We start from the raw sequence: 13,042 nt of genomic DNA on the forward strand, positions 1-13,042 counted from the left end.
AATGCTGACATGAGTAGCGTTAAAGGGGGTGAAAAGCCCCCTCGCCGTAAGCGCAAGGTTTTCTACGCAACGTTCATCGGCGTAGAGTGAGTCGGCCCCTAAGGCGAGGCAGAGATGCGTAGCTGATGGGAAACAGGTCAATATTCCTGTACCGATATATAGTGCGATGTGGGGACGGATCTTAATAGGTCATCCAGTTATTGGATTATTCTGGTTTAGTTGGATGTAGGCGTGCATTAGGCAAATCCGGTGCACATATACCGAGGCCAACGATCGAGCGGACTTGTCCGTGAAGTGACTGAACGAGGTTCCAGGAAAAGCCACTAAGCTTCAGCTATATACGACCGTACCGCAAACCGACACTGGTGCGCGAGATGAGTATTCTAAGGCGCTTGAGAGAACTCAGGAGAAGGAACTCGGCAAATTGACACCGTAACTTCGGAAGAAGGTGTGCCCTATTAGTGTGTAGTGAACAACGAAGCATGAATGGGTTGCAAAAAATCGGTGGCTGCGACTGTTTATTAAAAACACAGCACTCTGCAAACACGAAAGTGGACGTATAGGGTGTGACGCCTGCCCGGTGCTGGAAGATTAAATGATGGGGTGCAAGCTCTTGATTGAAGTCCCAGTAAACGGCGGCCGTAACTATAACGGTCCTAAGGTAGCGAAATTCCTTGTCGGGTAAGTTCCGACCTGCACGAATGGCGTAACGATGGCCACACTGTCTCCTCCTGAGACTCAGCGAAGTTGAAATGTTTGTGATGATGCAATCTCCCCGCGGAAAGACGGAAAGACCCCATGAACCTTTACTGTAGCTTTGTATTGGACTTTGAACAGATCTGTGTAGGATAGGTGGGAGGCTTTGAAGCAGGGTCGCTAGATCTTGTGGAGCCAACGTTGAAATACCACCCTGGTGTGTTTGAGGTTCTAACCTAGGTCCATTATCTGGATCGGGGACAGTGCATGGTAGGCAGTTTGACTGGGGCGGTCTCCTCCCAAAGCGTAACGGAGGAGTTCGAAGGTACGCTAGTTACGGTCGGACATCGTGACGATAGTGCAATGGCATAAGCGTGCTTAACTGCGAGACTGACAAGTCGAGCAGATGCGAAAGCAGGACATAGTGATCCGGTGGTTCTGTATGGAAGGGCCATCGCTCAACGGATAAAAGGTACTCTGGGGATAACAGGCTGATACCGCCCAAGAGTTCATATCGACGGCGGTGTTTGGCACCTCGATGTCGGCTCATCTCATCCTGGGGCTGTAGCCGGTCCCAAGGGTATGGCTGTTCGCCATTTAAAGAGGTACGTGAGCTGGGTTTAAAACGTCGTGAGACAGTTTGGTCCCTATCTTCCGTGGGCGCTGCAGATTTGAGGAAGCCTGCTCCTAGTACGAGAGGACCGGAGTGGACACACCTCTGGTGTATCGGTTGTCACGCCAGTGGCATTGCCGAGTAGCTAAGTGTGGAAGAGATAACCGCTGAAAGCATCTAAGCGGGAAACTCGTTTCAAGATGAGATCTGCCGGGGCCTTGAGCCCCCTAAAGAGTCGTTCAAGACCAGGACGTTGATAGGTCAGGTGTGGAAGCGCAGTAATGCGTTAAGCTAACTGATACTAATTGCTCGTGCGGCTTGACCCTATAACTTTGATCAGTCTGATCAAGGTGTTATGCCAAGTTGACGCATTCAAAATACATTCAAGCAAGCGCAAGACAATTGCGCGCTGATTCCAAACTCTATGAATTCGTTTGATTGATCGTGTGATCAGTCAGACAACAAGTTATGCCTGATGACCATAGCGACGTGGTACCACTCCTTCCCATCCCGAACAGGACAGTGAAACGCGTCAGCGCCGATGATAGTGCGGGTTCCCGTGTGAAAGTAGGTCATCGTCAGGCTCTTACAGCCTGGAAAAGCCCAACACAGCGTGTTGGGCTTTGGTGCTTTGAAAAAGCGCGTCATCATTTGGTGACGCGCTTTTTTATTGCCGAAGAGCAGAGCTAGATATTGCGGATGCCCGACGCATCGACTGCAGCTGCACCAGCCATAACCAATTCAGCCAGGATGTCGTCGGCCAATTGACGCAATTCCTGATCTGAAAAGAAGCGCGAGCGAACCACCTCCAGGTACGATGCGCCCCGAAGCCATGCTTCCCAATCGTCCACCGCAATGGACTGCACTTCCAACAGCTTGAACTTCATCAAGACCTTGATCGCATGCCGCGCATGCTTCACAGGGTCGCGCTGAAGGCCGTCGAGCCGACGTCGCGCTGTGGCCAAGGCGTTGCCGACGTCATTGAAGACCCGGCCATGCCCCGGAATCACCTGCAGCGGTGCCAACGCCTCGATCCGATCCAGCGTGGCCGCCACGTCCTCGAACGATGGTTCGCCCGCAAGCTCCGGAAAGGCGATGCCAAACCCGTTCTCCCACAAGGCGTCTGCCGAGATCAGCGTCCGCGAAACGGGCTCGAACAGAATGATCGAATGAGGATCGTGGCCTGGCGCGCTGTGCACCTGCCATGACTTGTCTCCAAGCACGCATTCCGTCCCCGGCTGCAGCAGACCGGTGAATTGAAACTGTGGGCAGATTTGCCCCGTCGCTAGAAAGCTCAAGCCCCGTTCATCCCACCGTTCCACCAACGCCGCCTCGCCTGGTGGAATGTTCGTTTGGAGCGCCGGGTAGCGCTGTTGCAAGGCAGCGTTGCCGCCGCAGTGGTCGCTGTGCAGATGCGTGTTCAGTATCCGATCGAGCGGCCGTGCTCCCAGGGCCGATTTGACCAGCGCCAGAGTCTGCTCAGCATGCGTGGCATATCCCGTGTCGACCAGTGCGGTTTCGTCGGCGCCGACAAACAGGATGTTGTTCGAGGAGAGCCAGCCGCGTTCGAAGACGATGAGATTCGTCGGCAGCCCGGCCGCGGCTTGCTGGCTCATTCAGGCGCTCGTGCTCGTGCGCAATTCGCGTCGAAGGATTTTCCCGACATTTGTCTTCGGCAACGAATCGCGAAACTCGATGTGCTTCGGCCGCTTGTAGCCTGTGAGTTGCCCATTGCAGTACTGCAGCACGGCGTCTTCGGTGAGTGCTGCATCCCTGCGGACGACAAAAACCTTGATCGCTTCGCCCTGCTTTTCGTCCGGCACTCCGACGGCGGCGCACTCGACAACCCCGGGACACAGCGAGATCACATTCTCAAGTTCGTTCGGAAACACGTTGAAGCCGCTGACCAGAATCATGTCCTTCTTGCGGTCTACGATCCGGCTGTAGCCGTCCTCCTGCATCACTGCGATGTCTCCGGTGCGCATGAATCCATCGGCTGTGAAAGCGGCGGCCGTCTCGGCCGGCTGGTTGTAGTAGCCCGTCATTACGTTCGGGCCCTTGATGCACAGTTCGCCCGACGTTCCGACCGGCAATGAATTGCCTTCATCGTCCTTGATGGCAATCTCGATGCTCGGCAGCGGCAAGCCGATGGTGCCTGTGAACTCTGTGTTCGATACGGGGTTGTTGGTGCCGATCGCGCAGGTCTCGCTCATACCCCAGCCTTCGATCATCGGACAGCCCGTGGCTTCGAACCATCGGCGTGCCGTGCCCTCCGACGCGGCCATGCCGCCCGCCTGCGACACGAACAGCGTCGAGAAGTCGATCGACTTGAATTCGGGATGCATCAGCAGCGCATTGAACAAGGTGTTCACCGCAGGAAGCATGTGGAATGGCCGCTTCTTGAGCACCGCGATGAACTTGTCGAAGTCGCGCGGATTGGGAATCAGCGTCATGTGCGACCCCTGCCGGATCACGAGCAGGCAGAGCGTGAGCGCGAAGATGTGATACAGCGGCAGCGCCGCAATGCTGTTGACCTTCGACAGGTCCCCCGCCTTCGAGAGCGCCGGCGTGAACCATGCCTCCGCCTGCAAGGTGGCGGCGACGATATTGCGATGCGTCAGCACCGCGCCCTTCGACAGGCCCGTGGTGCCGCCCGTGTATTGCAGGAACGCGATCGAATCGAGCGTGCTTTGATCCGGTGCCAGCGTGCGGCCGCGCCCTTCTTCGATGACCTTGGAAAAAGGCGTCACGGTGCGGCCGTTGCCCAGCGGCAGCTTGAACGGCGGGACCATCTTCGCCAGATGGCGAACCGCGACAGTGATCCAGGCGCCGTAAAGACCGCCCAGCAGATCGCCCATCGACGTGACGACCACGTGCTTGACCGGCGTGCGCTCGATCACCTGTTCCAGCGTCGCAGCGAAGTTCTCCAGAATGACAATGGCCGTCACGCCCGAATCCTTGAGTTGATGCTCGAGTTCGCGCGCCGTGTAGAGCGGATTGACGTTGACGCAGGTATATCCTCCCCGCAGCACGCCGCACATGGTGACTGCGAACTGCGGCACGTTCGGCAGCATGATCGCCACCCGCGCGCCCGGCTCGAGGCCGAGCGACTGCAGCCATGCACCCAGCGCCTTGGAGAGCGTGTCGAGCTCGCCGTACGACATCCAACGCTCCATGCAGACCGAGAATGGCCGATCGGCATAGCGTCCGAAGGCCTCCTCGAACATGTGCGGCAGGGACCGGTACTGCTCCGGATGAATCTCGTGCGGCACGTCGGCCGGGTAGTTTTTTTGCGCGGATGTCTGCATGCAAGCTCCTTTTGCGCGGATTGTCGGAGCCAGATGCATCCCGCCGCCAGCGGGCTTGTCCTAGGAGCGGGGTGCGCGCTGTCGCGCGCGCGATAGCGGCGGGGCATGCGCGAACGCCGTGGCGCTCAGACGAGAGGCGCGTTCTCAGGCCCTGCCGGTCTCGCCCGGCAGCAGCACCCCGGCGGGGATGTCCGACTCGATCTCGAGTGCGCGGTAGAGCGGTGTGAAGTCGGGCGCCGTGAGTTCGAACAGCTGCGCGAAGCTGTCGATCACGAAATAGTTGGCCTGGTATGTGTCGATCTTGTAGAGCGTGCGCATGGCGCGCAGCAGGTCGAGCGGCAGCCGGTGCGGCTCGTTGCTGCGCACCGCGTGCTGCAGCTCGCCCACCGAGCTCAGGATGCCGGCGCCATATGCGCGCAACCCGTCCGGCTGGCGGATCAGCCCGAACTCCACCGTGTACCAATACAGACGCGCCAGCTTCTCGCCCGCGCCCAGTTCGTGCGCCTTGATGCCGCCCTGGCCATAGCGCTGCACGTAGTCGGCAAAGGTCGGGTCGAACAGCATCGGCACGTGGCCGAACAGGTCGTGGAACACGTCGGGCTCGACGATGTAGTTGAACTCTTCGGGCTTGCGGATCCAGTCGGTCACCGGAAACTTGCGATTCGCCAGCAACGTGAAGAAGGGCAACTCGGGAATCAGCCCGGGCACCGCGACGATTTCCCAGCCGGTGGCGCGGTGCAGCCGTTCGTTGATTTCCTCGAAGCGAGGAATGCGGTCCTTCACGCCCAGCAAGGGCAGCGCGTTGATGAACGCATCGCAGGCCAGGCTGGGCAGTTGCGCGGCCTGCCGCTCGTAGAGCCGCTTGTAGGTGTCGTGATCGGCCGCCGTGTAGCTGGCCCAGTCCTGCGGGCAGGTGTAGTCGGCCTGCACCACGCCGCCGCGCGAATAGTCGCCGCGCGGCGGGCGATCGGAAGCGCCATAAACGACGGGCGTGGCGGCGGAAGGGGCGGCGGCGGCGGGAGTGTCCATGGGTAAAAGTGCTTTTTGATTATTTGAGCCAGCGGTCCATCACGCGCTGGAAGTCGCCGCCGGCTTTCTGCAGGTGCAGCCACTGATCGACATAGGCCTTGAAAGCCACGTCGTCTCGAGGCAGCATCCACGCCATCTCGCCGTACTGAAGCGGCTTGTCGGGGTTGATGGCGCATAGGCCGGGCTTGAGCTTCTGCTGCGTGATGGCTTCGGCGGATTCGGTCACGAACACGTCGGCGCGGTTCGCCAGAAGCTCGTCGAAGATCGTCACGTTTTCGCCATGCATCGTGAGCTTGGCCTGCTTGAAGTTGGCGCGCGCAAAGCGCTCGTTGCTGCCGCCCGGGTTGAAGATGACCCGCGTCGAAGGCTTGTCGATGTCGGCCACGCTCTGGTACTTGGCAACGTCGGCGCAGCGCGCGATCGGCGCCTTGCCGTTCACCATGTAGGGCGCGCTGAAGAAGGCGCGCTTCTGCCGGTCGGTGGTCACGGACACACCGCCCACCGCCATGTCGCACTTGCCGGCGGTGAGGTCGGGCAGCAGATTGGCCCAGGTGGTCTTCACCCACTCCGGCTTGGCGCCGAGGCTGGTGCTGAAGCCCGCCATGAGGTCCACGTCGATGCCTTCGAACGAACCATCGGCCTTCTGGAAGCTGAACGGCTTGTAGTCGCCAGGCGTGCAGATGCGCAGCGCCGCGGCCTTCTGCACCACGTCCAGGCGGGACGAGCCGGCCGACGGCGTGGCCGGCGCCATCGCGCAACCAGAAAGAACGGCCGCGGCCGCGATGAGAGTCAAGCCGATCGAAAACGTGCTGCGCATGGAGGCTCCTGGCCAGTGAAAGAGATGGTTATTTTGCGGCCGACAACACGCCGCGGCGCATCTGGTCGAGCTCGATGCTTTCGAACAGCGCCTTGAAGTTGCCGTTGCCGAACCCGTCGTCGCCCTTGCGCTGGATGAACTCGAAGAAGATCGGCCCGAGCTGGTTCTCGCTGAAGATCTGCAGCAGCAGTGCGTCCTTCTTGCCGTCGATCAGGATCTTGCGCTTCTTCAGTTCGGCCACGTCTTCGCCGTGGCCGGGAATGCGCTTGTCGACCAGTTCGTAGTACGTATCGATGGTGTCGAGCAGCGTGACGCCGTTGGCGCGCAGCGCGTCGACGGTTTCATACAGGTTGTCCGAGCCCATCGCAATGTGCTGGATGCCTTCGCCGCGGTACATGTCCAGGTACTCCTGGATCTGGCCGGCTTGCTCCTTGCCTTCCTCGTTGATCGGGATGCGGATCTTGCCGCAGGGGCTGGTCATGGCCTTGCTCTTCACGCCCGTGACCTGGCCTTCGATGTCGAAGTACTTGATCTCGCGGAAGTTGAACAGCTTCTCGTAGAAGGCGGCCCAGACGTTCATGCGGCCGCGATACACGTTGTGCGTCAGGTGGTCGATGTAGGTCAGGCCGTTGCCCTTGGGCGCCAGCGCATCTTGCGAGGCCACGCCCGGCAGCGGCTCGAAGTCCACGTCGTAGAAGCCGATGTTGCCGATGTCTCCCGGCTTGGCGCCGTTCTTGCCGGGCCAGCGGTCGACCAGGTAGATCAGGCTGTCGCCGATGCCCTTGATGGCCGGGATGTTCAGCTCGCCGGGGCCTGCCTTGTCGGCAAAACCCCAGGCGCCCAGCGAGATGGCGCGCTCGTAGGCCTGCTTGGCGTCCTGCACCCGGAATGCGATGGCGCAGACGCTCGGGCCGTGTTCGCGCGCAAAGCGCTGGGCGAACGAGTCAGGCTCGGCATTCACGATGAAATTGATCGTGCCCTGGCGGTACAGCAGCACATTCTTGTGGCGGTGCTTGGCCACCGCTGTGAAGCCCATGCGCTCGAACACCTTGCCCATGGCCACCGGGTCCGGCGCCGCGTACTCGATGAATTCGAAGCCGTCGGTTCCCATCGGGTTCTCCCAGGGCGTGAAGGGGGGCGCGTCGGTGTGGCTCATGTGGTGTCTCCAGAAGTGCGGGTTCGAATGAATGAAATAGCGGGCGAATGGGCCGAGAACGACCAGTGATGCACTGTAGAGCGGATGCGGCTCACGTTTTCAGCGTTGTTGGGCGCCGAAAATGGCCTTCACGCAATAAACCTGCGAAAATACCAGCATGGAAGCACTCGACAAGATTGATAGATTGATTCTGCGCACGCTGCAAGCAGACGGCCGTGCCACCTACGACCAGATCGCGGAACAGGTGAGCCTCTCGCCCAGCGCCGTGCTCCGGCGCGTCAAGCGGCTTGAAGAAAGTGGCGTCATCGACCGCTATGTGGCGCTTGTGCGGCCCGAGGTCATTGGCCTCGGCCTCACCGCCTATCTCAATGTCCGGCTCGAAAAGCACACCGAAACCCACAAGCGCAACCCCATGGACTTGTTCCGGGCGAGCGTGCAGACTTGGCCCGAAGTCGTCGAGTGCGCGGCGCTCACCGGCGACATGGACTACCTTTTGCGCGTGGTGGTCGCCGACATGGGGCACTACAGCCGCTTCATCATGGACACCCTTCTCAAACACCCCAGCGTCGAAGACTGCAAGACCAGCTTCGTGCTCGACCGGGTCAAGGCCACCACGGCGGTGCCGGTCTAGACGCGAACTGGTTGCGAGAACGACACGCGCCCTGTTAACCGGCCCCCTATGAAGCACCAAAGTACCCACACAGGCTTGTTGATTAAGGGAAAACCCTTATATTTGAGCCATGCTTACCGCCAAGACCCTTCTGAAGGCGTCTCTCGGCCTCGGCTCTTTCCTGAGAGCGCCCATGGTTGAGGCGCAACCGCGCGCGAGCTTCGCGCCCCCGCCCGTGATGGTGCCGATCCGTTCGATCGGCCCGCGCGAACGCGGCCGCATCGCGCAGCACCTGCTGGCACTCAGCCCGCACGACCGCTATCTGCGCTTCGGCTATGCAGCGGCCGACGAGCAGGTGCAGCGCTACGTCGACGGGCTCGACTTCGACCGCGACGAGCTTTTCGGCATCTACAACCGCCGGCTCGACCTCATTGCCATGGCCCACCTGGCGTTTGCGCCGGACGACCAGCACAGCGACTGCGCCGAGTTCGGCGTGTCGGTGTCCGCCCATGCGCGCGGCCGCGGCTACGGCGCCCGCCTGTTCGAGCGTGCCGTGGTCGTGGCGCGCAATGAAGGCGTGGGCATGCTCTTCATTCATGCGCTGAGCGAAAACGCTGCCATGCTGAAGATCGCCCGCAATGCCGGCGCCACCGTGGTGCGCAGCGGTTCCGAGTCCGAGGCGCACCTGCAACTGCCGAGCGCCACCTTCGACAGCCACATGAGCGAAATCGCGCTCGAACACTACGCGGCGGTCGATTACCAGCTCAAGACCCGTGCCAAGCAGTTCTGGGCCTTTCTCGCCAGCCTGCAGGAAGTGCGCAGCGGCATGAGAGACGCGCGAAGCAAATCCGCTCCTTGAGTGCCCCGTAGCAAGGGCCATGGGACGGGGCGGTGGAGCCTGTCACGCGCATCCGGTATCCTTGCAGCTCTTCAACTACGCCTCCCGCAGTGGCCGAACCTCACTCTGAACGCGCTCCCGTCGAACGGGAAGACAAGCGCGGCTTTCTCCAGAAGCTGGCCGAATTCATCCACCCCGGTCCCGACTCGCGCGACGAGCTGATCGAAACCCTCGCCGATGCCGAGGACAACGAGGTGATCGGCGCCGAGTCGCGCGTGATGCTCGAGGGTGTGCTGCGCATGGCCGACATGACCGCCGGCGACGTCATGGTTGCCGCGCCGCGCATGGACCTGGTGAACATCGACGCGCCGTATGACGCGCTGCTGCACGTGGTCATCGACACCGCGCACTCGCGCTTTCCGGTGTACGAGGGCGAAAAAGAAAACATCATCGGCATCCTGCTCGCGAAGGACTTGCTCAAGCTGCAGCGCGCGCCGGGGCTCAACATCCGTGCACTGCTGCGCCCCGCCACCTTCGTTCCGGAGAGCAAGGGCTTGAACGACTTGCTGCGGGAGTTTCGCGGCAACCGCAACCACCTGGCCATCGTCATCGACGAATTCGGCCGCGTGGCCGGCCTCATCACCATCGAGGACGTGCTCGAGCAGATCGTCGGCGAGATCGAAGACGAGTTCGACATTGCCGAGGACGAAGGCGACATCTTCGGCCTGGCCGACCACACCTACCGCGTTTCGGGCGACACCCCCATCGACCGCGTGGCGGAGGCCTTCGGCATCACCTTCGACGAAGAACAGCTGACCGAAGATTTCGACACCATCGGCGGCCTCATCGCGCACGAGATGGGCCACGTGCCCAAGCGTGGCGAGCATCACGCCATCGGCGGCTTCGATTTCGTGGTGCTGCACACCAAGGGCGGGGCCGTGCGCTGGTTCAAGGTGTCCCCGGCCCGCGGCAGCGACGCGGCCGACTGATGCCGCTGCCCGCAGCGGCAACGCTCCGCACACAGTCGACCCTTTCCGCCGTGGGCCTGCTGCGAATACTCGGCTTCGCGCTGGCCGGCCTTGCGCAGGCCGCCGCCATCGCCTGGCCTTCGAACGGCCGTCCGCTGTGGTGGCTGCAGCTTATTTCACTGGTGGCACTGGTCGGCCTGCTCGACTGGCTGCGTGCCGAAGGGGCGGGCTGGCGCCGCGCAGGCCTGCATGGCTGGCTCTTTTCGACCGCTTGGCTCACCGGCAGCTTCTGGTGGCTCTTCATCTCGATGCACACCTACGGTGGGCTTCCAGCGCCCCTCGCGGCGATCGCGGTGCTCTCGCTCGCGGCGGCGCTCGGGCTTTATTACGCCGCTGCCTGTGCCTGGTTCGTCGCCCGAGGCCCACAGGGGCCGGTGAACGGCGCACTGGTCTTCGCCGCGCTGTGGACGCTGGCCGAACTCGTGCGCGGCAGCTGGTTCACCGGCTTCCCCTGGGGGGCCGGCGGCTATGCGCACGTCGAGGGGCCTCTGGCCGCCTGGGCACCGTGGATCGGCGTGTACGGCATCGGCGCGGTCGCCGCGCTCGCGGCCGGCCTCGTCGCGCTGACGCGACCCGCCCGCACCGTCGGTTTGGCGCAGGCCGTGGTCCTTGTCGCCGCCGTCTTTGCAGCGCCGCACCTGGTCAACCCGTTGCCCGCCAGCGCGCAGGGTGACAAGGGTTCGAGCGGCCACCTGCAGATGGCACTGCTGCAGGGCAATATCCCGCAAGACGAAAAATTCATTCCTGGCGGCGGCATCGACCTTGCGCTGCGCTGGTACGGCGAGCAATTGCGCGATGCCAAGGCCTCGTTGGTCGTTACGCCGGAAACCGCGCTGCCGCTGCTGCCGCAGCAACTGCCGGCCGGGTATCTGGAAGCCATCCAGTCGCGCTACAGCCAGGGCACACAGGCCGCCATCGTCGGCCTGCCGATGGGCGGCCAGGGGACCTACAGCAACGCGGTGCTCGGCTTCCAGCCCGGCGCCGCGCAACCCTACAGCTACAGCAAGCACCACCTCGTTCCGTTCGGCGAATTCATCCCTCCGGGCTTTCGCTGGTTTATCCGGATGATGAATATTCCGCTGGGCGACTTCGCCCGCGGTGGGCTGGCGCAGGCGCCTTTCGCCTGGCAGGGCCAGCGCATCGCGCCCAACATCTGCTACGAAGACTTGTTCGGCGACGAGATCGGCGCCAACTTCAAGAACGAGGCCACGGCCCCGACCATCCTGCTCAACGTCAGCAACATCGCCTGGTTCGGCAACTCCGTGGCCATCGACCAGCACCTCGCCATCTCGCGCATGCGCTCGCTCGAATTCGCGCGGCCGATGGTGCGGGCGACCAACACCGGCGCAACCGTGGTCATCGATGCCGCAGGCCGTGTCACGCATGAGCTGCCGCGGCTCACGCGCGGCGTGCTCGAGGCATCGGTCGAAGGCCGCACGGGGCTCACGCCCTTTGCGCGCTGGGTGGCGCCGTTCGGCCTGTGGCCGCTCTGGATCACGGCGTTCGCGATCGTGGCGGCCGCCTTCGTGCTGCGCCGTCGGCGGGCCTGAGCGCCCGCGCCCTGGTCAGCCGGCGGCCGGCGCCGTTTTCACCGGCCAGTCGCGCAGCTTGCCCGGATTCAGCAGGCCCATCGGATCGAAGCGCTTCTTCGTCTCGATGACCTCCGGCGGCAGCGGCCCGCCCGCCTTGCCGTCTTCCACGATGTTCACGTGCGGGTTGTTGATGTGCACGCCGTGAGCGCGGTGGATGTCGATGATCTCTGCGAGCCGCTCCTCGGTGCTGAAACGCACCAGCTGCAGACCGCTGCAGGTCATGAGCCCGGCCACGTTGCGCAGGAACTCGATATGCATCATCACTTCGCCACCGAGCAGTTGTTCCATCTCGATGATCTGCTCGACATGCCGGCCCGGCACGAAGCCGCTCTGCAAGTACGTGAGCGTCGGGTCCACCTTGAGCGCATGCAGCGTCGTGTGGTTCCAGGTGAACTCCATCAGCGTGCGGTTGCTCTTTTGCACTTCGGCCGCGGTCTTGCGATAGCTCACCGTGCCCCCGTGCGCTTCGGCCAGCTGCAACATAGCGGCTTCGCACGATTCGGCCACCAGCGACAGCACGGTGTGGCAGCCCTTGGGCAGGTGCGCGGCGAGCTGCGCGAGGTGGTCTGAGATGGGGGCACCGAAGAACGCGATTTCCCGCTTCACGATCCCCGGTGCATTCGCCAGCTTGTCTGCGAAATGCAGTGCACCTTCAAACTGGTCGAAGGTCACCAGCGTTTCGAGCCAGGGGTGCGCGGGCGCCAGCGCGACCTCCAGCTCAAGCACCAGTCCGTTGGTACCCCAGAGATGGTGCATGCGCATCGCTTCCGGTCCGCGCAATTCGACCACTTGCGGCTCCGCTTCGATGGTCATCGCTCGGATGCCGAGCACATTGCCGGGCGCACCGAGCGGCCCGTAATTGATGGAGCCCACACCGCCGAAACCGCCGCCGAACAGTCCGCCCAGCGTGGCGCTTCGGTAGGTGGAAGGCAGGCAACGCATCTCTTGGCCGGAGGGCTTGGTCTGTTTCTCGAGCTCACCGAGGCGAGTGCCGGCCTGCGCGCGCGCCACCCCTGGCTTCACCCACAGGAAGGCGTTGTAGCCTGTCATGTCGAGCACCACGCCGCCCGCCAGCGGCGTGGTCTGGCCATAGTTGCCAGTGCCGCTGCCACGGATGGTGATCGGCACGTTGCGCCGCGCGCAGGCGCCGACCACGGCGCGAATTTCCTCCTCGGTGCGTGGACGCACGACCACGTCGGCGCGCTTGTCCTTCAGTTGGCGGTTCAGCACCGGGCTGAACCACGAGAAGTCTTGCGACAGGCGCGTCACGCGGCTTTCGTCGGTGATCCAGTCGAGGTCGGGCAGCTCGAACAGCAGCTGTTCGATGACGGAAATGGAAGCGTTCATGGTCAAGG

General features: G+C 62.4%; 10 protein-coding genes and 2 rRNA genes (1 of these 12 only partly in view). 6 read left to right on the plus strand and 6 right to left on the minus strand.

Features of this window, described 5'->3' with window-relative positions:
• Positions 1 to 1,635: ribosomal RNA gene (locus tag ASC78_RS25860) — 23S ribosomal RNA — on the plus strand (it extends 1,239 nt beyond the left edge of the window).
• Between the two features lie 145 nt (positions 1,636 to 1,780).
• Positions 1,781 to 1,893, plus strand: a 5S ribosomal RNA gene (rrf, locus tag ASC78_RS25865).
• A 102-nt stretch (positions 1,894 to 1,995) separates the two neighbouring features.
• Here the strand turns inward: rrf and ASC78_RS25870 are convergent.
• The 5 genes from ASC78_RS25870 to hppD all read right to left on the minus strand — a co-directional run bounded on the left by ASC78_RS25870 (position 1,996) and on the right by hppD (position 7,619).
• The gene (locus tag ASC78_RS25870; protein WP_055808171.1) at positions 1,996 to 2,925 is read right to left on the minus strand and encodes an MBL fold metallo-hydrolase; all 930 of its coding nucleotides are present in this window, start codon (positions 2,923 to 2,925) and stop codon (positions 1,996 to 1,998) included.
• Entirely contained in the window at positions 2,926 to 4,617 is a 1,692-nt protein-coding gene (locus ASC78_RS25875) for an AMP-binding protein (RefSeq protein WP_055808173.1), read from the minus strand.
• Positions 4,618 to 4,761: 144 nt separating this feature from the next.
• The gene (gene phhA / locus ASC78_RS25880) at positions 4,762 to 5,646 is read right to left on the minus strand and encodes a phenylalanine 4-monooxygenase (protein ID WP_055808175.1); all 885 of its coding nucleotides are present in this window, start codon (positions 5,644 to 5,646) and stop codon (positions 4,762 to 4,764) included.
• Positions 5,647 to 5,665: 19 nt separating this feature from the next.
• Positions 5,666 to 6,463: a transporter substrate-binding domain-containing protein gene (locus ASC78_RS25885; protein WP_055808178.1), complete on the minus strand. Its 798-nt coding sequence runs from the start codon at positions 6,461 to 6,463 to the stop codon at positions 5,666 to 5,668.
• Between the two features lie 28 nt (positions 6,464 to 6,491).
• The gene (gene hppD / locus ASC78_RS25890) at positions 6,492 to 7,619 is read right to left on the minus strand and encodes a 4-hydroxyphenylpyruvate dioxygenase (protein WP_055808179.1); all 1,128 of its coding nucleotides are present in this window, start codon (positions 7,617 to 7,619) and stop codon (positions 6,492 to 6,494) included.
• 157 nt (positions 7,620 to 7,776) lie between these two features.
• Here hppD and ASC78_RS25895 point away from each other — a divergent pair, with 157 nt between their 5' ends.
• The 4 genes from ASC78_RS25895 to lnt all read left to right on the plus strand — a co-directional run bounded on the left by ASC78_RS25895 (position 7,777) and on the right by lnt (position 11,645).
• On the plus strand, positions 7,777 to 8,250 hold the full coding sequence (locus ASC78_RS25895) for an Lrp/AsnC family transcriptional regulator (protein ID WP_028254383.1): 474 nt from the start codon (positions 7,777 to 7,779) through the stop codon (positions 8,248 to 8,250).
• Positions 8,251 to 8,359: 109 nt separating this feature from the next.
• Entirely contained in the window at positions 8,360 to 9,088 is a 729-nt protein-coding gene (locus ASC78_RS25900; RefSeq protein WP_055808181.1) for a GNAT family N-acetyltransferase, read from the plus strand.
• 89 nt (positions 9,089 to 9,177) lie between these two features.
• On the plus strand, positions 9,178 to 10,056 hold the full coding sequence (locus tag ASC78_RS25905) for an HlyC/CorC family transporter (RefSeq protein ID WP_055808183.1): 879 nt from the start codon (positions 9,178 to 9,180) through the stop codon (positions 10,054 to 10,056).
• Positions 10,056 to 11,645: an apolipoprotein N-acyltransferase gene (lnt, locus tag ASC78_RS25910; RefSeq protein WP_055808185.1), complete on the plus strand. Its 1,590-nt coding sequence runs from the start codon at positions 10,056 to 10,058 to the stop codon at positions 11,643 to 11,645. Before ASC78_RS25905 ends, lnt begins: the two co-directional genes overlap by 1 nt.
• Before the next feature lie 15 nt (positions 11,646 to 11,660).
• Here lnt and ASC78_RS25915 read toward each other — a convergent pair whose 3' ends face one another.
• Positions 11,661 to 13,034: an FAD-binding oxidoreductase gene (locus ASC78_RS25915; RefSeq protein WP_055808187.1), complete on the minus strand. Its 1,374-nt coding sequence runs from the start codon at positions 13,032 to 13,034 to the stop codon at positions 11,661 to 11,663.
• Positions 13,035 to 13,042 lie beyond the last annotated feature (8 nt).

The organism is Variovorax sp. Root318D1 (assembly GCF_001424835.1).
Taxonomy (GTDB): domain Bacteria; phylum Pseudomonadota; class Gammaproteobacteria; order Burkholderiales; family Burkholderiaceae_C; genus Variovorax.